19 protein-coding genes are annotated in these 18814 nt (G+C 62.0%); 10 read left to right on the top strand and 9 right to left on the bottom strand.

Going from position 1 to position 18814, the window contains the following annotated elements:
* Positions 1 to 99 precede the first annotated feature (99 nt).
* From KJY40_RS13240 to solA, 4 genes are read right to left on the bottom strand one after another with little or no spacing between them, the layout of a single operon-like run.
* Complete coding sequence (locus tag KJY40_RS13240; RefSeq protein ID WP_230737356.1) at positions 100 to 624, bottom strand: hypothetical protein; 525 nt, start codon at positions 622 to 624, stop codon at positions 100 to 102.
* Between the two features lie 15 nt (positions 625 to 639).
* Entirely contained in the window at positions 640 to 1047 is a 408-nt protein-coding gene (locus tag KJY40_RS13235) for a hypothetical protein (protein WP_230737355.1), read from the bottom strand.
* Positions 1048 to 1075: 28 nt separating this feature from the next.
* Positions 1076 to 1312: a hypothetical protein gene (locus KJY40_RS13230; protein ID WP_230737354.1), complete on the bottom strand. Its 237-nt coding sequence runs from the start codon at positions 1310 to 1312 to the stop codon at positions 1076 to 1078.
* A complete protein-coding gene (gene solA, locus KJY40_RS13225; RefSeq protein WP_230737353.1) occupies positions 1309 to 2484 on the bottom strand; it encodes an N-methyl-L-tryptophan oxidase in 1176 nt (391 codons plus the stop codon). The genes KJY40_RS13230 and solA overlap by 4 nt, the downstream gene beginning before the upstream one ends.
* A 193-nt stretch (positions 2485 to 2677) precedes the next feature.
* On the opposite strand from solA, the gene KJY40_RS13220 reads away from it, so the two are divergent.
* A complete protein-coding gene (locus KJY40_RS13220) occupies positions 2678 to 4009 on the top strand; it encodes an amidohydrolase (protein ID WP_230737352.1) in 1332 nt (443 codons plus the stop codon).
* 66 nt (positions 4010 to 4075) lie between these two features.
* On the opposite strand, the gene KJY40_RS13215 is transcribed toward KJY40_RS13220, so the two are convergent.
* The 3 genes from KJY40_RS13215 to KJY40_RS13205 all read right to left on the bottom strand — a co-directional run bounded on the left by KJY40_RS13215 (position 4076) and on the right by KJY40_RS13205 (position 6576).
* Positions 4076 to 4330: a colicin E3-like toxin immunity protein gene (locus KJY40_RS13215; RefSeq protein WP_230737350.1), complete on the bottom strand. Its 255-nt coding sequence runs from the start codon at positions 4328 to 4330 to the stop codon at positions 4076 to 4078.
* A gap of 7 nt (positions 4331 to 4337) precedes the next feature.
* Positions 4338 to 5561: a colicin E3/pyocin S6 family cytotoxin gene (locus tag KJY40_RS13210; RefSeq protein WP_230737348.1), complete on the bottom strand. Its 1224-nt coding sequence runs from the start codon at positions 5559 to 5561 to the stop codon at positions 4338 to 4340.
* A gap of 91 nt (positions 5562 to 5652) precedes the next feature.
* Entirely contained in the window at positions 5653 to 6576 is a 924-nt protein-coding gene (locus KJY40_RS13205) for a LysR family transcriptional regulator (RefSeq protein WP_230737346.1), read from the bottom strand.
* A 105-nt stretch (positions 6577 to 6681) separates the two neighbouring features.
* Here KJY40_RS13205 and KJY40_RS13200 point away from each other — a divergent pair, with 105 nt between their 5' ends.
* Positions 6682 to 8649 (top strand): alkyl/aryl-sulfatase, encoded by a 1968-nt coding sequence (locus KJY40_RS13200; protein ID WP_230737344.1) that lies wholly within the window; start codon positions 6682 to 6684, stop codon positions 8647 to 8649.
* A 133-nt stretch (positions 8650 to 8782) separates the two neighbouring features.
* Positions 8783 to 9832 (top strand): NAD(P)-dependent alcohol dehydrogenase, encoded by a 1050-nt coding sequence (locus KJY40_RS13195; RefSeq protein ID WP_230737343.1) that lies wholly within the window; start codon positions 8783 to 8785, stop codon positions 9830 to 9832.
* A 4-nt stretch (positions 9833 to 9836) separates the two neighbouring features.
* Here KJY40_RS13195 and KJY40_RS13190 read toward each other — a convergent pair whose 3' ends face one another.
* Complete coding sequence (locus KJY40_RS13190; RefSeq protein WP_230737681.1) at positions 9837 to 11405, bottom strand: winged helix-turn-helix domain-containing tetratricopeptide repeat protein; 1569 nt, start codon at positions 11403 to 11405, stop codon at positions 9837 to 9839.
* 251 nt (positions 11406 to 11656) lie between these two features.
* Between KJY40_RS13190 and KJY40_RS13185 the strand changes: the two genes are divergently transcribed.
* The 7 genes from KJY40_RS13185 (at position 11657) to KJY40_RS13155 (ending at position 17898) form a co-directional block, all read left to right on the top strand.
* Complete coding sequence (locus tag KJY40_RS13185; protein WP_230737342.1) at positions 11657 to 12412, top strand: SDR family oxidoreductase; 756 nt, start codon at positions 11657 to 11659, stop codon at positions 12410 to 12412.
* A 31-nt stretch (positions 12413 to 12443) separates the two neighbouring features.
* On the top strand, positions 12444 to 12866 hold the full coding sequence (locus KJY40_RS13180) for a cupin domain-containing protein (protein WP_230737341.1): 423 nt from the start codon (positions 12444 to 12446) through the stop codon (positions 12864 to 12866).
* A 71-nt stretch (positions 12867 to 12937) separates the two neighbouring features.
* On the top strand, positions 12938 to 14029 hold the full coding sequence (locus KJY40_RS13175) for an HlyD family secretion protein (RefSeq protein WP_230737340.1): 1092 nt from the start codon (positions 12938 to 12940) through the stop codon (positions 14027 to 14029).
* Positions 14026 to 15573 carry a DHA2 family efflux MFS transporter permease subunit gene (locus tag KJY40_RS13170; RefSeq protein ID WP_230737339.1) on the top strand — a complete coding sequence of 516 codons (1548 nt, stop codon included), beginning with the start codon at positions 14026 to 14028 and terminating at the stop codon, positions 15571 to 15573. Before KJY40_RS13175 ends, KJY40_RS13170 begins: the two co-directional genes overlap by 4 nt.
* A gap of 73 nt (positions 15574 to 15646) precedes the next feature.
* The gene (locus KJY40_RS13165; protein ID WP_230737338.1) at positions 15647 to 16162 is read left to right on the top strand and encodes a GNAT family N-acetyltransferase; all 516 of its coding nucleotides are present in this window, start codon (positions 15647 to 15649) and stop codon (positions 16160 to 16162) included.
* 37 nt (positions 16163 to 16199) lie between these two features.
* On the top strand, positions 16200 to 17240 hold the full coding sequence (locus KJY40_RS13160) for a GSCFA domain-containing protein (RefSeq protein ID WP_230737337.1): 1041 nt from the start codon (positions 16200 to 16202) through the stop codon (positions 17238 to 17240).
* The gene (locus tag KJY40_RS13155) at positions 17209 to 17898 is read left to right on the top strand and encodes an SGNH/GDSL hydrolase family protein (RefSeq protein WP_230737335.1); all 690 of its coding nucleotides are present in this window, start codon (positions 17209 to 17211) and stop codon (positions 17896 to 17898) included. The genes KJY40_RS13160 and KJY40_RS13155 overlap by 32 nt, the downstream gene beginning before the upstream one ends.
* Positions 17899 to 17944: 46 nt before the next feature.
* Here KJY40_RS13155 and KJY40_RS13150 read toward each other — a convergent pair whose 3' ends face one another.
* Entirely contained in the window at positions 17945 to 18814 is an 870-nt protein-coding gene (locus KJY40_RS13150; RefSeq protein WP_230737333.1) for a TauD/TfdA dioxygenase family protein, read from the bottom strand.

The raw sequence follows: 18814 nt of genomic DNA, 5'->3' as shown, positions 1-18814 counted from the left end.
CAACACGATTCAAATTTTTATCAAGAGTCCGGTCAAAAAAATGGGGACGAAAAAATGGGGACGCATCTATTTTCGAACAGACTGCCATTGAACAAATGCTCATTCCAACGAGGTCACCAAACAGGTTTCGATGCCCTCCAACCTCTTGGGCCATTCGTTAATCAGAACGACTGCATCGTCACCTTGATTCAGGTAGATCAGGTAGTCGCCTGTCTCGAAGGCAACTTGAAAGCCGACAAGCCAAACCTCTCCGTCCGCTACTTTATCAACAACACCTTGAACCGCTGTGATGATTTTTCCTTCGAGAAAGAGAGCAGACCTGTTGCGAAGCAGATTTTCCCTACGCCACGAGCAGAAGCTCGCGGCATCGAGCGCAAAGGACGTGGGAGGTTCCAGATCGGACTCATCAGCTCCAACACTTTCCCCATCGCTCAGCAGGTACATCGCAACTTTCTTATGTTCGCCACACCGCCAGAGCAATGACCCTACGTCAGACAGGCATTTTTCCTCGTTGAAGTAATATTGTTCATGCAATAACTCAGCAAGTCGCTGCCCCTGCAGCAGCTGCACATTTCTCAAGTCATTCGCCATCCTCTTTCGGGAGGCGGCATAGCGGTTGGACACTGGGCAGTTCCCTATTTATTCGCAATCCAGGCTCTCGGAATCGCCTGACGTCGCCGACAAGATCGCCTGATATCCACCCTCTTCAGGAACATATGAAACGAACTGGTTACCCGCGGCCTTTTGCACCCAAAGACGTCCACAATCCGCGCACTCATAAACATATGACGTCCGGAGGGCGTGGATGCCGTATAAACGTCTTTCCAATCCGCCCATCGCTTTGGCCAAAGGTGAAGACTCACCGAATGTATTGGCGATTTCGGCCTTTTCTCCCGACTCGACAGCCTCAATCAGAGCTTCGAATTCATCGTGTACTTCTTCCCAGAATGCATTCTCTACTTCGTTGCGAAGCAGGCACGCTTTAAAGGGCAAGTTGTCAGTAATATCGAAGATCACATTTCCGCATGTGCAACCAAATTTGCTCATTTTCGATTCGAAACCTTTGATTGACAGGTCATTCCCACCCCAACTCTCTGTAGGACATCTTGTCCTGATCGGGAAAGTCCGTCACATACTCACCCCATTGCATGTGCGCATAGTATTTTGTCATCGCTTCAAAATAACTTTCTGCCTCGACCTCCCACACCAGTGTCGCCCCCGGATCCATCAGTGCACGTGCACCATCTCCGCGAGCACCCGCCGGACAAAAAGTCTGACAGCCATCGGATTCCTGCCAAAGTTCATGATTCATAGAGATTGGCACTCTTGCTCAAACCGCCCCACCGAAAACAACGAAAGATCCAGCTCACTCTTCCCCCGCAAACACCACTGCGCAAACGCCTCCCCCAGCGCTGCCGAGTGTTTGAACCCGTGCCCGGAGCACGCCGACACCACCAACGTATGTTGCAACCGTGGATGCTCATCAATGATGAAATGCCGATCCGGCGTAACGGTGTAGGCGCAAACCGCTGACTTCACCACCCGATCCGTCAGCCCGGCAATGCGCCCCTGCACCCGCTGCTCGTACATCTCACGTTCTTCCTCGGCCGAGACTGTGCGATCCAGAGTTTCAGGCGTGGATGCGCTGTGATATTGCGCCGTAGCCACCTTCAAACTGCCCTCCCCCGGCAATGCGGGAAAGCCATAGAAGTCGTCGTCCGGGCCGTGAGTGAAGATGAACGTGGGCGAGTGGCCGACCAGTTCCGCGTCGGGCTCGGTTTCGAACCAGAACAGTTTTTGCCGATAGACGCTGAGCAGTCTGTCGAACGGCGCGCCCAGCAAGCCGCCCGCCCAGTTGCCGGCGGTGACCACCAGTTTGTCCGCGCGCACGGTGCGCTGGTCGGTGGTGACGGTGACGCCCTGTTCGTCCGAGCTGATGTGGGTCACGGTCTCGCCCTTGTACAGCGTGGCGCCGCGTTGTTCGGCCAGTCTGAGTTGCACGTCGATGCAGCGTTCGGGCCGTACAAAACCGCCTTCGGGTTCAAAGTAGCCAATGGCGTCGTCACGTACCTGAGCAAATTGCGGGAAGCGCTGGCGGATCTGGGCAGCGTCGAGGACTTCGTGCTCGATGCCGTAGGTCTGCGCCAGGGCGATGGTGCGCAGGGTGAAGTCAGTTTCGTCGGCGGGATCGAAGTCGGGGCTGGAGGTCAGCACCAGCAGGCCGGTCTGTTCGAACAGGGACTCGCCCGACAGCGCTTCCAGTTCGCGCCAGATGCGGTGGGAGTTGCGCACGATGGGCACGTATTGCGCGCCCTCGCCCACGGACAGCCGGGTGATGCGGGTGTCGCCATGGCTGGAGCCGAACGTGTGCGGCGGATGGTGGCGGTCGATGCCGACCACGTTGACCCCGGCTTTCGCCAGTTGATACACCGTGGCCGCGCCCATGGCGCCGAGGCCGATGACCAGTGCTTCGCATCGCTCCATGATTGATTTCCGCTCAGGCAAAAGAGCCACAGTGAAGCGGATCAGGCGATGGAAAACAATCCGCTGAAAGCCGCGCGCTGGCAAAAACGCGAAAAACCAAAAGCCGTGCGATTACCGGCCAGACTCGTTTGTTCCGTCTTGCATCGCGGCATACCCTCTGACGCCAATAAAAACCATAAGAGAGAGTCCCGCCTTGATCCGTTTCTGCAAAACCACACTCTGCCTCGCCGTTCTGTCCTCGTTCGTTGCCACTGCCAGCCATGCCGCCGATGCGCCCTGGGTCAATGCCGCCGTGAGTGCGGTCAATCAGGAAGTCATCGATCTGCGCCATACGATTCACCAGCATCCAGAGCTGGGCAATCTTGAATTCAAGACCGCCGCGCTGGTGGCCGAGCGACTGAAGGCGTCGAATATTGAAGTGCGCACCGGGGTCGGCAAGACGGGTGTTGTGGGGGTGCTGAAAGGCGGATTGCCGGGGCCGGTCGTGGCGTTGCGCGCCGACATGGACGCATTGCCGGTCAAGGAGATGACGAACCTGCCGTTCGCCAGCCAGGCCACCAGCACGCGGCTCGGCAAGAGCGTGCCGGTGATGCACGCCTGCGGGCATGACACCCACACCGCCATGTTGCTGGGGGCCGCGAAGGTGCTGGCCGAGCATCGGGATCAGGTGCGCGGGACGGTGGTGTTTCTGTTCCAGCCGGCTGAAGAAGGCGCGGCTGATGTCGACGAATTCCAGACCGACACTCTGATTGGCGCGCAAGCGATGATCCGCGATGGCGCGCTCGATTCGCCCAAGGTCGAGGCGGTGTTCGGGGTGCATGTGATGGCGGGTTATCCGACCGGGCATCTGTTCTACAAGTCCGGAACCGTGCTTAACAGCAGCGACTCGTTTCGCATCACGGTCAAGGGCCAGCAGACTCATGGCTCGGCGCCCTGGAGCGGGGTCGATCCAATTGTCGCCAGCCAAGGCATCATCAGCGGATTGCAGACGCTGGTCAGTCGGCGCGTCGATCTAACCCAGGGCATGGGCGTGATCAGTGTCGGTACGATCAATGGCGGTTCGGCGGCCAACATCATTCCCGAGACCGTGGAAATGACCGGGACCATCCGCACCAACAACGCCGACATCCGCGACACGATCCTGAAAAAGATGCCGCCGCTGGTGAACAGCATCGCCAGCGCCTACGAAACCCAGGCCAACCTGCTGCTGGTGAACAATGCGCCCGTGACCACCAACGATCCAGCCCTGACCGAAGCCATGATCCCGGCCCTTGAGCTGGCAGCACCGGGCAAGGTCGAGCGCCTGCCCGCCTCGCTGTCGCCGAGCGAAGACTTCTCGTACTACGCGCGCAAGGTGCCGGGCTTGTTCGTGTTCCTCGGCGCCACGCCGGAAGGTCAGGACATGAGCAAGGCGCCGAACAACCACAGCCCCTACTTCACCGCCGATGACGCGACACTGGCCACCGGGGTGAAGGCGCATGTGCAGTTTGTGCTCAATTATGCGGGGCGGGGTCAGCGGGGCTGATTCGCTTATGTGAAAAGGGGCGGATGTATTTTCGTGAATACATCCGCCCCCTTTGCTAGTGGTTGCTCACCACGTAGTTCTGTATCGAAAGGACACTTGGTAGTCGAATACCGCTGGCTCGATTGTGTGGTTAAACAATGGCTGTAATTTTGCTATCCAGTCATTCCGTACATCAAACCCGCCGTCATAAATCTCAGTTTCTTCCAGCAGGCCCAAAGACTCGATGATCGAACCGTCAACACCGAGATCGACCGAGTACTCCTTTCCCTCAGCGAGCTCTGTTTCTTTGTCATACCAATTCAATCTGACTTTTAGTCCCATTCCAGCCTCACAAATACTTTTTAATGCTGCGGTTTTTCTTGGGCGGGCTAATCTGCTCGCCTGTTAAATGATCAAAAGCCCCTAGATGGCTGCCATCACTTGCACGATAGGCTTCGAGTTCTCCGTGCTGTGAGTCCCATTCGTAGACGGTTCTGCCTTTAGCATCCGTCCAGCGTTCTCGAAGACCGCCACCGCCCTGCTTTGGTGTTTTCTTCTTCCCTTCCTTCAAACCCGGGAATCCGACAATTTCTTCCGTTTCAGGTGCCGAATGGTAATCGTGATCGGGGCTGGGAAGCTTCCTGCTGGAAACATTCAAGACAATGTACAGCGGCCGAACCCCGGAATTCGCCGGAAACACCAATATGAAATCCCGATACTCCGGCGGATAAACCGGATTCACCAGAATCCCGTCCGCCGCTTTCGTCGGCGGATACACCCAGATATGCGGCGCCTGCGGAGCAGCCTCCAGTGCCGGAATACCGAGGATATCGGAGCCGTCCACAGCCGGCGTCCAGATCAGCTCAACACCTTCACCGAGGTCTGCAACAAACCGGCTACCGCGTGCAGCGAACTGCACGACATCAACCATCTCCCAATCGCGGTTCTTGCCGGTGTAGAAGCCGTAACCCTTGAGGCTCCCGTCGGCCTGCTGTTCAACGCGCAGGCGCACGCGGGTTCGGGCCTGTTTGAGGGCGAGCAACTGGTCTTCGGTGTAGAGCGCGCTGTCGCCCAGGTTCGAGGGCACGAACATCGCCACCAGCCCGAGCAACGGACTGATGACAGCGGCGGAGGCCATCGCAGGCAATGCCTTGAACGCCTCACCGGCAAGGGCGAAAGTGCCCAGCCCCGCAGGAATTGCCGTGCCGCTGATTTTCTTGAGTTCAACCCCACCGCTGTCATCGGCCTCACGGCCACCGAGCAAAATCAGCTCGCCGTAATCCTTCAGGCTGTCAGTCGGCACCATCCCCGAAGGATTGGAGTAATCGATGATCGCGTCCGGCAACTTGCAGGTCTTGGCAAACACGCAGCCGGCGCGCACTGGGTCAGGCTTGTTCGCCGCCACCTCACGGCTGCGCTCGAAGGCGTCCTGTCTCGCCAGCATGGCGTCGTACTTGTCTTGTCGGTCTTGCTGATCGGCCAGTTCAGTGGCCGCCATGTAGCGGTAAGTGACGTGATGCCCGTCGCCTGCCGGTGGGTTGGGAACCCGGGGAATGTCCTTTTGACCAGCCACTGATTGTCCTTTCGTTCATGCATCGGCAGCCCCTCAAAAGAGGCTGCACGACGTTAACGAAGCAGGAAAATCGTGGCTGTAGGACGTCTCTCTAAAGACGTGGGGATTGTTCGACGTGAACGGATTGCATCTCGGCAACGACCGCATCAATCACACATAGAGCCGTCGGCGACAGGCTTCGGCCCTGCAAGCTCACCACACCAATTTCAGAATGAAATCCCGGCCTGTCGACAACATGAAGCTCAATCAAACGCCCCACCCGAATGTCTTCGGCCACGGCGCCATGGATGACGCCGAGGATGGTATCGGTTGAACCAGCAACGGTCTTGAGCAACGCCACGTCATCGCACTCCAACACGATGGGCAGCGTCTGGCGGGTGGAGATGCCGAGGGTTCGGGCGGTCTCGAGTTTCACCACTTCCGGCAGGCGCGTCGTGGCGATGCCGTAGCTTTCCAGCTCGCCCATCTGCACTTTGCGCCCGGCCAGCGGGTGCTCCGGTCGTACGAAGAAACCTGCCGAAACCTGGCCCAGCGAACGGATCAGCAGATCGGATTCCGCCGTGAAGTTACGGATGTCGGCCACAAAGAATTCGATCGCTTCAGCGCGCAATCGCGCTTCGAGAATCTGCCAGTTGTTCACCTCGACACGCAGCGTGACTGCCGGGTGATCCAGGCGCAGTCGCGGCACTACTTGATGCATCAACATGGCCGCCGGGAACGGGCCGACACCGAAAGCGAGGCTGCCCAGTTGGCAGTCGCTGTAAAGAGACATGTCCCGCTCCAGTGATCGGGCATCGAACAGCAGTCGCCGCGCCCGCTCGATCAGGAACTCCCCTGCCGGCGTCGGGCGGACGTCGCCGGTGTCGCGGTCGAACAGGCGCTGCCCGGTTTCGCTTTCCAGCGCCTGAATGCTGCGGCTCAGGGCCGGCTGGCTGAGGTGCACGCGCTCGGCGGCGCGACCGAAATGGCGTTCATCGGCCAGCGCAAGAAGGTGTGACAGTCGTTTGAGATCCATTCGCCCGATGCTAGCGACGCATTATCCGGATGTAAACAATGCATTGGATACATCGCCGCCCTGCCCCTAGGCTGGAGCGCATTCGACCCTCGGAGAACAACAAGAATGAAACCGACCCTCTACACGATCATCGCCCTGACGCTGGTGTCACTCGGCGGCTGTGACAACAAGCCGAGCGTCGCTGCGGGAGATGCCACGCCCGCCACGGCAGCGGTGATCCAGGCGTCGATCAAGGGCCTGGACCTCAGCGACAACCGCGACATGGAAGATGCCCAGCGCGGTTTCATCGCCCGACCCACCGGCAAGATCCTCGGCGCTGACGGCAATGTCCTGATTGATTTCGATGCGTACCGCTTCGTCGAAGGCCAGGCGCCGGCCACCGTCAATCCGAGCTTGTGGCGGCACGCGATGCTCAATGCGCAGATCGGTCTGTTCAAGGTCCGCGACGGGATTTACCAGTTGCGCGGTTTCGACATCGCCAACATGACGCTGATCGACGGGCAGACCGGCTGGATCGTGGTCGACCCGCTGACCTCCCGGGAATCAGCTGCCGCAGCGCTGGCATTCGCCCGCGAGCATCTGGGCAACAAGCCTGTGACCGCGATCATTTTCACCCACGACCATGCCGACCATTTCGGCGGTGTGCTGGGCATCACCTCGAGCAGCGAAGTCGCCCAGCGCAACATTCCCATCGTCGCGCCTGCCGGATTCATGGAGGAAGCCACCAGCGAAAACATCCTGGCGGGCCCGGCGATGGCGCGGCGGTCGATGTATCAGTTCGGCAAGAACCTGACGCCGGGCGCCACCGGCATCGTCGACACCGGCCTGGGCAAAAACGTTGCTTACGGCAGCATGGGCATCCTGCCGCCGACGCAGATCATCGACCAGCCGATCCAGCCGCTGGTGCTCGACGGCATCAGCTTCGTGTTCCACAACATGCCCGGCGCGGAAGCCCCGGCCGAGTTGACCTTTTCGATCCCCGCGCTCAAGGCCTACGGCGGCGCGGAGCTGCTGGCGCAGACCATGCACAACCTCTTGCCGATCCGTGGCGCCAAGGTGCGCGATGCGCTGCGCTGGTCCGACTACACGCAAATCGCCCTCGACGAGCTGGGCGACACCGAGGTCTATTTCGGTCAGCACAACTGGCCGATCTGGGGCAACGAGCGGATCCGCGAATTCATCACCAAGCACCGCGACGTCTACAAATACCTGCACGACCAGACCGTGCGCCTGATGAACGCCGGCTACACCCCCAACGAGATCGCCGACAAGATCCAGTTGCCGGATTCGCTCGCGTCGTACTTCGGCACCCGTGGCTATTACGGCGACCTGCGCCACAACGTCAAGGCGATCTACCAGATGTACCTGGGCGCCTACGATGGCAATCCCGCGCACTTGAATCCGCTGGTGCCCAAAGAGTCCGCCAAGCGCTACGTCGAATTGATGGGAGGCAACGCCAAAGTAGTCGAAGCCGCCCGCGTGGCCTATGACAAGGGCGAATACCGCTGGGTCGCCGAGCTGCTGGATCAGGCCGTGCTCGCCAAACCCGACGACATAGCCGCCAAGGAACTGCTGGCCCGCGCGTATGAACAAATGGGCTATCAGGCGGAGTCAGCGACCTGGCGCAACAGCTACCTGACGGCGGCCATGGAGCTACGCAACGGCCCGCCGGCCAAAGGCGTCAAACGCTCCGATCTGATCGAGCTGATGAGACAGACGCCCACCGAACGCTTCCTCGAAGCCATGGCCGCGAGCCTCGACGGGCCGGCGGCGGATGGCAAGAACTGGACCTTCAATCTGGTGCTGACCGATACGAATGAATCGTTCGTGCTGTGGATCGAGAACGCCGTGCTGCACTACCGAAAAGGCCCGACGGCGGCGAATGCCAACGCAACGCTGACCGTCACCAAGGACCTGTTCGTCCAGCTGCTGGGCGGCACCGCCGGGCTGAAGGAAACGCTCACCTCCGATGATCTGAAGGTGGATGGCAGCAAGGTCGATCTCGTGAGGTTTCTGGGCCTGCTGGAAAAGGCGCCGGGGAATTTCGCGATTGTCGCCCAGACGCGCGACTGAACCGGTACAGGTCGACGGTGGGTTGCTCGGTTCGAAAACAGGATCAGGCAAGCAATCCACAGAAATGCACAACAGGCTGTGCGAGCAATCCGGGAAGAATGGTCCTTCGACACATTCATCAAGGACTACTCCCATGCTCGTACATGCCTACGGTGCCCACGCCGGCGACCAACCCCTTGAGCCCATGCAGATCAATCGCCGCGCGCCGGCCGCCCATGATGTGCAGATCGACATCGCCTTCTGCGGCATCTGCCACTCCGACCTGCACCAGGTGCGCGCCGAATGGGCCGGGACGCAATTCCCCTGCGTGCCGGGGCACGAGATTGTCGGCCGCGTTTCGGCAGTCGGTGCGCACGTTTCCGACTACAAGGTCGGTGATCTGGTGGGTGTCGGCTGCATCGTCGACAGCTGCAAACACTGCGACGACTGCGAAACCGGCCTGGAAAACTACTGTGACGGCATGATCGGCACCTACAACTTCCCGACCCCGGACGCACCCGGCTGGACCCTTGGCGGCTACTCGCAAAACATCGTGGTGCATGAGCGCTACGTGCTGCGTATCCGTCATCCAGAAGCTCAACTGGCCGCCGTCGCGCCGCTGCTGTGTGCGGGCATCACCACGTACTCGCCACTGCGTCAGTGGAACGCCGGACCGGGCAAAAAGGTCGGCGTGGTCGGTATCGGTGGCCTTGGCCACATGGGGATCAAACTGGCCCATGCGATGGGCGCGCATGTCGTGGCGTTCACCACCTCCGAGTCCAAGCGCGAAGCCGCCAAGGCTCTGGGCGCCGATGAGGTCGTGGTGTCGCGCAACGCCGAGGAAATGGCCGCGCACACCAAGAGCTTTGACTTGATCCTCAACACCGTCGCCGCGCCTCACGATCTCGATGCGTTTCTGGTGCTGCTCAAGCGCGACGGTGCCCTGACGCTGGTCGGTGCCCCCGCCTCGCCGCATCCGTCACCGAACGTGTTCAACCTGATCATGAAGCGCCGGACCATCGCCGGTTCGATGATCGGCGGCATCCCGCAAACCCAGGAGATGCTGGATTTCTGTGCCGAGCACGGCATCGTTTCCGACATCGAGCTGATTCGCGCCGATCAGATCAACGCGTCCTACGAGCGGATGCTGCAGGGCGACGTGAAATATCGGTTCGTGATTGATAACGCGACGCTGGCCGGCTGAGTCGTCACTCCGGCAACCCTGCCAACCGCAAACCTTCGGCAAACCGGGCAACGTCTTCAGGCCGTTGAATGGGCAGCCACGCGCTCAGGCTGGATACCCGCAATGTTGGGTCCAGCTGGCGCACCCGTTCCAAGGTTTGCCCGGCTTTGTCGGTTCGCCCGCTGAGCGCCTGGCTTGCGGCGATCAACGCGGCCGCTACCAGCAGGCTGGGCAGGTTTCCCTGCGCTTTTTCGGCCCAGGAAGCCGAGAGTTCAAAACGACCGGCAAAGAAATGCGCCAGCGCCATCCCGACCTGCATGCGGAACATTTCCGGATCCAGCGGGCTCAGGCGCACGGCATGTTCGAGGTTGGCGATGGCGGCGTCGGTTTCGCCACGCAAGGCGCGCAGGATACCGCCGAGAAACCACGCCGGGGCCAGGTTGGGATTGAGCAAACGAGCCCTGTCGAGGAAGGCGATGCCACCGTCGACATCCCCGGTCAAATGGGCCAGAGCATGACCGCAACGGGTCAGCGCCACGGCGTCATCGCGCCCCAGTTCCACCCCCATTCGCGCCAGCCGCGCACCTTCGGCGATTTCCCGGGGCCGGTCGGTCATCCAGCCGTTGAGCTTGCGCCAGAAATGGCACCAAGCGGCCATGCCGTACGCCGAGGCGAATTCCGGATCCAGTTCGATCGCCCGGTAGAACAGCGCCAGTGACTGCTCGATCGCCTCACGGGTGCCGATGTGCAGCTTGGCGGTTCCCCGCAGGTAATAATCGTAGGCATCGAGGCTGTCGGTGGGCTTGCGTTTGGCCCGTTCGATTTCCGCGCGTTCGAGCTGCGGCGCGATGGCGCCCACAACGCTCTCGGCCACTTGGTCCTGGAGTTCGAAAATATCGTCGAGCAGGCCTTCGAAGCGCTCGGCCCACAAGTGCGTTCCGCTGCAGGTATCAATCAACTGGCCGGTGATGCGGATCTTGTTGCCGCACTTGCGCACGCTGCCTTCCAGCACATAACGCACACCCAGTTCCTGCCCCACGCCCCGCGCATCCACCGCCCTGCCCTTGTAGGTGAAGCTGGAATTGCGGGCGATGACGAACAGCCAGCGCAGGCGCGACAACGCGGTGATGATGTCTTCGACGATGCCGTCGGCGAAGTAGTCCTGCTCCGGGTCGCCGCTGAGGTTCTGGAATGGCAGGACGGTGATCGAAGGTTTTTCCGGCAGGACAAGTGTCGCGGCCACCTCGGGTTTCGCAGGTGCTTCAGGCGTATTGACGGGGCTGTCGCACGGGATGATTTCACCGACAAAGCGATAGCCCTTGCGCGGCACCGTGCGCACCAGGCGCTGCTGCTCGCCGGTGTCGCCGATGGCCTTGCGCACAGCGTTGATGTGGCTGGTGATGGTCGATTCGGAAACGATCCGGCCACTCCACACCGCGCTCAACAGTTCGTCCTTGCTCACCACCCGCTCGCGATTGCTGACCAGCAGCAACAGCAGATCGAAGACCTGCGGCCCGACAGTCACAACCTCCCCGCGCCAGGTCAGTTCCCGGCGCTGCTGGTCGAGCACGTAGTCTTCAAACACGAATTGCACGGTGGCTGTTTCCTGATCGAGCGCCCCCGACTCCGTGTCCGGGCAGGCGATGGTTTGGCGCTCAATCATACGGCAGACCCTGGGCCACCGCACCGGTCTGTACAGTGGTCTGCGCATCTGCCGACGGATTGGTCTGTCTGGACAAAAAACCAAGGCAAATCCAAGGTCACCACAAGGATTTGCCCGAGCCCCACAGGCATGCTCGACACACATCGACAGCAATGGTTGCCGTCGGCCAGTGGAGAGATGCCATGAAGATCGTCGTTATCGGAGGCACCGGCCTCATCGGATCGAAACTTGTGAACAATCTGCGCGAACGCGGCCACGACGCCCTCGCCGCCTCCCCCAACACCGGCGTCAACAGCATCACCCGCGAAGGCCTGGCCGAAGCGATGGACGGTGCCCAGGTGGTGGTTGATGTGTCCAACGCGCCGTCGTGGGAAGACCAGGCCGTACTCGACTTTTTCGAAACCTCCACCCGCAACCTGCTCGCCGCTGAAGCCGCCGCCGGGGTTCGCCATCACGTAGCGCTGTCGATCGTCGCCAGTGAGCGCTCGCCTGCCAACGGCTACTTCCGCGCCAAGGTCGCGCAGGAGAACCTGATCAAAGCGTCGAGCATTCCGTACACCCTGCTGCGGGCCACGCAGTTCTTCGAATTTGTCGGCGGCATTGCCCAGTCCGCCACCGTTGGCGAGGAAGTACGCCTGTCGCCGGCGTTGATCCAGCCCATGGCCTCAGACGACGTCGCCGCTGCACTCACTGACGTAGCACTGGCAGCGCCGCTCAACGGCACGCAGGAAATTGCCGGCCCCGAAGCCATGCCGCTCGACGAGTTGGTCAGACGCTATTTCCGCGCTACCCACGACACCCGCAAGGTGATCCCGGACGTCCACGCCCGCTACTTCGGCGACGTACTCGACGACCAGTCGCTTACCCCCGGCAGCAGCAACCCGCGCCTGGGCCCAACCCGCTTTGAAGACTGGCTGGCGAAATCGACCCAGCGCTGAAACACCCCACCTGATTTGAAGGAGTATCGCCATGTTCAGCCGAATCCTGCTCGCCGCCGCTTTTGCGGCCCTTTCGATTTCGTCCGCCTCGGCCGCCGAGCCGCAGGGGGGCAAGGTCACTGTGGTGTTCGACCGCGCCCTGCCCAACGTCCCCGGCAAATCCATGCGGGGCGTGCTGGTGGAATACGCGCCCGGTGGATCTTCTCCGGCGCACTTCCATCCGAAGTCCGCGTTCATCTACGCCACGGTGCTTGACGGCGCTGTGCGCAGCAAAGTCGGCGACGGGCCGGAGAAGGTCTACAAGGCCGGGGAAAACTTCGTCGAGCAACCGGGCGATTTCCACGCGGTGAGCGCCAATGCCAGCACCACCGAACCGTCCCGTCTGCTGGCGGTGTTCGTGCTCGACAGCAGCGAGACCGACCTGGTCAAGCCGGTCAAGCCGGTCAAGCCGTAACCGATTCATTCGCCGCCCCACCTTCGGCAGCCCGGCTGCCGAAGGTGTCGGCCTTGCGCAGGACCCCGATCATGAACGCGCCCCAGTCCACCGCCGCCAGCACGGCGCCATCCGAAACCGCGTCCGCCACACCGCGCCAAGGCAAGCGCAAGGCGGCAGGACTGCTGTCGTGCGCCGCCGCTCTGGCGATCGTGGCGGGCGGTTATACCGTGTTTTACGGCGGTAACAGCATCTCGACCGACAACGCCTATGTGCGGGGCGATGTGACGTCCCTGGCGGCGAAAGTCGCCGGCTACGTCACCAGCGTCGAGGTGCGCGACAACCAGTCAGTGCAGAGCGGCGACGTGCTGTTTCGCATCGACGATCAGGACTATCGCGCCCGCCTCGCCCAGGCCGAAGCCAACTTCAAATCGGCACAGGCGCGCCTCAGCGATGTCGATGCCCAGACGCAACTGCAACATGCGCAGATTCGCCAGGCCGAGGCCGAGCGCCGCTCCGCCGCCGCGCAGATGAACCTCGCCGGCAAGACCCACGACCGCAACCGCAAACTGATCGCCAGCAATGCCGTGAGCATGGCGCTGGTCGATGAGACGGCGGCGGCCCAGACGCGTGCATCCGCAGCAGTGGATGCGGCTTCGGCGTCGGTCGAGGCACAACGCCAACGCCTCGCTGTGTTGCTGGCCCAGCGCGGCGCCGCCCTCGCGGCCATGGCTCAGGCCGAGGCAGCGCAGGATCTGGCCCGGATAGACCTCGACAGCACCGTGGTGCGTGCGCCCGTGACCGGAGTGGTCGGCAACCGTCAGGTACGGGTCGGCCGTTACGTCACGCCGGGGGTGGCCTTGCTCGACATCGTCCCGGTGCAGGACGTGTGGGTCGTGGCCAACTTCAAGGAAACCCAGCTGGAGCATCTCCAGCCCGGTCAGCCGGTGCGCATCACCGTCGACGGCTACCCGGACGATGCGCTGGAGGGCGTGGTCGACAGCTTTGCTCCCGGCAGCGGCTCGGCCTTCAGCCTGTTGCCGACCGACAACGCCACGGGCAATTTCGTCCGGGTGGTGCAGCGGGTGCCGGTGAAAATCCGCCTGGCCAATAATCCCCTGCCGGGGCGCATCGTGCCGGGGCTTTCAGCGCGGGTCGACGTGGAGCGTGGAGACGGGTCATGAACCGGTCTGCCGCAGACCGGCCCGGCGTGCTGCTGATGATCGGCATTCTGCTGGCCAGCCTCACCGAAGCGATTGCGGGCACCGCGCTGGTACTGGGCCGCAGCGACATCATCGGTGACACCGCCGCCACACCCGATGAATTTGCCTGGCTGGACATCGGCTACACCGGGTTCAAGTTGATCGGTTTCATGACGGCGTCTTGGCTACTGGCGCGCTTCGCCCCGCGCAACGTCATCGTCGCTGCGACCCTGGCCATGGGGCTGGCCTGCGCCATCGCTGCCTGCAGCACACGGCTCGACCTGCTGATCGCGCTGCGCATCCTGCAGGGGTTTGCCGGCGGCACGCTGCTGGTGGCCGGCCAGGTGCTGATCTTTCGCAGCTACCGGCGCCAGCTGCAACCCGCGCTGCAAGCGCTGTTCGCCATCGGCGCGGTCGTCGCTTCCGCCACGTTGACGCCCGCCCTGCAAGGCTGGCTGGTCGACAGCCAGTCCTGGACGTGGATTTTCCTCAGCGTCGTGCCATTGGCATTGGTGGCCAGCGGACTGTTACTCATCACAGCCACCCCGACACCCGCCCCAGCCAGCCGACGTCCATTAGACGGTCTGGGGCTGTTGCTGAGCGCCACCGCCCTGCTCTGCTTCACCTACGTGCTCAGCCAGGGCGAGCGCTGGGACTGGTTCGAGGCGCCGCGCATCGTCTGGCTGACGCTGGTCGGTAGCGCAGCCTTGCTGGGGTTTCTGGGCCAGCAACTGTTGAGCAACGGCAAAGGCGTGCTCGACTTCAGTCTGTTCAGATCGAGCGATTTCTCGTTCGCCTTCATCGTCAGCTTCGTCGCGGGTGCAGCGCTGTTCGGCAGTGCGTACCTGATTCCAGCCTTTGCCGTGTCGGTGCTCGGTTTCACCTTCACCGAGGCCGGCCTGCTGCTGTTGCCCAGCGGCGTACTGTTTGTCGTAGCGCTGCTGATCGCGGCCTGGCTGATGCAGTCGCGCGGCGTGGCGCCGTTTGCCACGGTGCCGTTCGGCATTCTGATGATCATGATTGCCATGTGGCTGCTGTCCGGCTCGACCCGCGAAAGCGGCAGCGCAGACATGATGAGCGCCATCCTGCTGCGCGGGCTCGGGCTGGGCTTTCTGTTTCTGTCGATCACCCTGATCGCGTTCACTCACCTCAACAGCCGCAATCTGGCGGCCGGCATCGGCCTGTTCAATACAGGCCGCCAGTTGGGCGGGCTGATCGGCGTGGCCGGGCTGCAAACGCTGATCGAGCACGGCCACGCCGCCAACGCCGTGATCCTGGGCAGCAGCGTCACGCCGGGCAGCCCGGCACTCATCGAACGGCTGACGAACACTGGCTCATGGCTGATGGGCAAAGGCATGGAGCCTGCGGCGGCGGCCCGGGTCGCGACGAATCTGCTGGGACGGACAGTCTCGGAGCAGTCGCTGGTGATTGCCTTTGACAGTGCGTTCATGGCGGTGACGTTGCTGTTTGCGGTGGCGGCACCGCTGCTGGTGGCAATCAAGATCGGCTTTGCGAAACACGCCTGATCAAACCATTGATCTTTCGCCCCACACCCAGTAAAAAACCGTCTTCCCTTTCCGCCCTTGCAAGGAGCAGCGGATGCTCGAGCTCACCACGCAACGCCTGGACCTGCGCACGATGGTCGAATCCGACTGGCCGCTGTTCCTCAGGCTGCATTGCGAGCCGCAGACCATGCAGTACGTGTTCGGCGAAATTGCCGAGGACCAGGTGCGTAAAGGCTTCGAGCATCGTCTTCCGGCCTGGGGGCCGCAGTCGGATCACTGGTTGTGTCTGGTGGTAACCGACAGGGCCAGCGGTCAGGAACTGGGCGTGACCGGATTCCGTATCCTGTCGCCGGGGCATGCCGAGGTGGGTTGCCTGCTGTTGCCCGAACATCAGGGCAAAGGCTTTGGCACCGAGTCGCGGCAGGCGATCATCGACTATGCCGCCGCCATCGGCCTGGACTCGTTGGAGTCGACCGTGACCGACGGTAATATCGCGTCCTGCAAGGTGTTGGAGAAATGCGGTTTTGTATTCGAGCGCCGCGTGCCGCAGGCCTATCAGATTGGAGATCGGTGGTTTGACGACCTGATCTACCGCTATCAAATCAGCTGACCCCGTTTTATCAGCGACCGCCAAGGAGGCCCTCGTCGTGAATCCTTATCAATGCCTGCCACCCCGCGCTTTCTGGCGCACCGCCGTGGCTGACAAGCCCGCGCTGCACATCGATCAACTGTGGACGCCACAGTTCGAGATCGGCAACAAGGACGCCATCGTCACCGCCGGCTCGTGTTTCGCCCAGCACATCGGTCGTGCGCTGGTGGAGCGCGGCATGAACTGGCTGGACGCGGAACCGGCCCCGACCGAATTGCCCGCAGCCGACTGGAAAGCCCACAACTACGGGGTGTTCTCGTTCCGCACCGGCAATCTGTACACCCCGGCGATGCTGTGCCAGTGGCTCGAATGGGCGCTGGGCGTGAGCCTGCCGCCCGACGAAACCTGGGCCCATGACGGGCGTTTCTTCGACCCGTTCCGCCCGGCCGTGGAGCCAGACGGATTTGCCAGCGAGGACGCGCTGTTCGCATCGCGCGAAGCCACCCTCGACGCCATTCGCACCGCCCTGCGCCGGGCCAACGTGTTTGTGTTCACTCTCGGCCTGACCGAAGCCTGGCAAAACCGCCAGACGGGTCTGGTGTATCCCGTATGCCCCGGCACTGTGCGTGGCACCTTCGATCCGCGGCTTCACAAGTTCTGCAACTTCGGCTTCATGGACACCTATGGCGACATGGTCAGGGCGCTGGAATTGATGCGCTCGATCAACCCGCAACTGCGCCTGCTGCTCACCGTGTCACCGGTACCCCTGACGGCGACGGCCACGGGCGAGCATGTGCTGAGCGCCACCACCTATTCCAAATCGGTCCTGCGCGCCGTCGCCGGGCAGCTATGTGAAGACCTGCACGACGTCGACTATTTCCCTTCTTACGAAATCATCACGGGCACACCGTTCAAGGGCGCGTTCTATCAGCCCAACCAGCGCGAGGTCACGCCCGAAGGCGTGGCGTTCGTCATGCAGCAGTTTTTCGCCGGGCTGGATGCGGTTCAACCGGTGCAGACGCCGGTCAGCGTGCCCTCTACCAGCGTGTCCAGCGAGGAGCTTGTCTGTGAAGACGCCGTGCTCGATTACTACGCCTAGGTTTCTGCTGCTGGGCGACTCCCATGCCGGGGTCATCGGCAAGGCAGCGCAGGCCCGCGAGCTGCCTTTCAGCGGCGGCCCGCTGGGCACCGGGCGGGATTTTGCGGTGGATTTTTTCAGCCTGACCCGCCATGACGTGGTGTTTCGGGAGGCCGAGATGGAACGCCTGTATCGCCAGGCCCTTGAGCCGTTCGAAGTGCCGCAACTGGCGAAGGTCGGGGTGCCGCTGGTGAGTACCCTCGGCCTGAGCCTGCACTACCTCGCGACCGCGCCGAACTGGACGTGTTACCAGACCCCGGACGGCGAATTCGACGAAGGTTTTCTCGCAGGTCCCCTGTTCGAATCCATCGTCGACACCCTGTCCCGGCCTGCACTGGCGTTCTATGAACAGGCCCGGGCGATGAACCTCAAGGTGTTCGCCGTACTGCCGCCGCAGCGAGTGCCGGAGCTGTCCGATTCGCGAGTGTTCATGGCGGCGCAGGCGCTACTGATCGAGCGCCTGCAAGGACTCGGCATCGAGCTGATCGACGTGCGCGATGCGGCGAATGATGAGCAGGGTTTTCAGCTCCCGGCGTATTGCGAAGTGGATGACCCGTTGCACGGGAATCTGGCGTTTGGCGAGCTGATCGTCGAACAACTGCTCAAACAAGGTCTGTGAATGACCGGTGGGAACGGCAACGCTGCTCCCACCGGTTTATTTAGACTCAAGCCTTCGGCTGCGTCCCCAGAATCGTCACCCGCTCGCCATACCGCGAATGCGGGAAATAATCCCAGACCGCATGGTGCTGGGTGCAACGGTTGTCCCAGAACACCAGGGTATTCGGCGCCCAGCGCACGCGGCAGCTGAGGACCGGTTCGCGGGCGACCAGATCGAACAGCATGTTCAACAGCACCTGACTTTCGCCGCCGGACAACTGGACGATGTGCGACGTGAAGCCTGAATTGACGAACAGCGATTTGCGCCCGGTATCCGGGTGGCGAACCACCACCGGGTGTTCGGTTTTCGGCAGGTTGGCCGGCGCCTCATAGCCCTTCCACGGAATCGCGCCGTCGTGGATCGCCGTTAGTTCGCCAAGAAACTGCTGCATCGTCGGCGACAGCATTTCCAGCGCCAGGTGCATGTTGGCGAACAGCGTATCGCCGCCCGTGCCGATGGCCGGGGTTTCCTTGACGTACAGCATCGAGCCCATGGACGGCGCCAGATCGGCAGTGCCGTCGGTGTGCCAGGTTTCGCCGGCCACGTAGCGCGATTGCGCATTGGCGCGGATCACCACCAGCTCCGGGTCATCGCCGTCGATGTCTTCCACCGGCAGCGCCCGCAACTCACCGAACAGCCGGCCAAACGCCTTGTGCTCGTCCACCGTCAGGTGCTGATCGCGGAACACCACCACGTGGTTCTCCAGAAAGGCCCGGCGGATTTCCGTGAGCTGCTCGTCGCTCAGTGGTTGCGAGAGATCGACGCCGCCGATCTCGGCGCCGATGATCGGCGTGATCCGCTCGACCGTGATGTGCTGATACGGCGCGCGCCGTTCTGCGGCGATGCGCTCGATTGCCTTGAGTGCCAACTGATCCAT

Origin of the sequence: Pseudomonas fitomaticsae (assembly GCF_021018765.1) — a bacterium.
GTDB classification, from domain to species: Bacteria; Pseudomonadota; Gammaproteobacteria; order Pseudomonadales; family Pseudomonadaceae; genus Aquipseudomonas; species Aquipseudomonas fitomaticsae.
This window is presented reverse-complemented; position numbering and strand designations above follow the sequence as displayed.

Bases quoted from the DNA above. Each gene is read 5' to 3' on its own strand.
- KJY40_RS13200 (WP_230737344.1), top strand. From the start codon at position 6,682: ATGAAACCGACCCTCTACACGATCATCGCCCTGACGCTGGTGTCACTC.
- KJY40_RS13180 (WP_230737341.1), top strand. From the start codon at position 12,444: ATGTTCAGCCGAATCCTGCTCGCCGCCGCTTTTGCGGCCCTTTCGATT.
- KJY40_RS13170 (WP_230737339.1), top strand. From the start codon at position 14,026: ATGAACCGGTCTGCCGCAGACCGGCCCGGCGTGCTGCTGATGATCGGC.
- KJY40_RS13205 (WP_230737346.1), bottom strand. From the start codon at position 6,576: ATGGATCTCAAACGACTGTCACACCTTCTTGCGCTGGCCGATGAACGC.
- KJY40_RS13235 (WP_230737355.1), bottom strand. From the start codon at position 1,047: ATGAGCAAATTTGGTTGCACATGCGGAAATGTGATCTTCGATATTACT.
- KJY40_RS13165 (WP_230737338.1), top strand. From the start codon at position 15,647: ATGCTCGAGCTCACCACGCAACGCCTGGACCTGCGCACGATGGTCGAA.
- KJY40_RS13230 (WP_230737354.1), bottom strand. From the start codon at position 1,312: ATGAATCATGAACTTTGGCAGGAATCCGATGGCTGTCAGACTTTTTGT.
- solA (WP_230737353.1), bottom strand. From the start codon at position 2,484: ATGGAGCGATGCGAAGCACTGGTCATCGGCCTCGGCGCCATGGGCGCG.
- KJY40_RS13175 (WP_230737340.1), top strand. From the start codon at position 12,938: ATGAACGCGCCCCAGTCCACCGCCGCCAGCACGGCGCCATCCGAAACC.
- KJY40_RS13215 (WP_230737350.1), bottom strand. From the start codon at position 4,330: ATGGGACTAAAAGTCAGATTGAATTGGTATGACAAAGAAACAGAGCTC.
- KJY40_RS13150 (WP_230737333.1), bottom strand. From the start codon at position 18,814: ATGGATCAGTTGGCACTCAAGGCAATCGAGCGCATCGCCGCAGAACGG.
- KJY40_RS13185 (WP_230737342.1), top strand. From the start codon at position 11,657: ATGAAGATCGTCGTTATCGGAGGCACCGGCCTCATCGGATCGAAACTT.
- KJY40_RS13195 (WP_230737343.1), top strand. From the start codon at position 8,783: ATGCTCGTACATGCCTACGGTGCCCACGCCGGCGACCAACCCCTTGAG.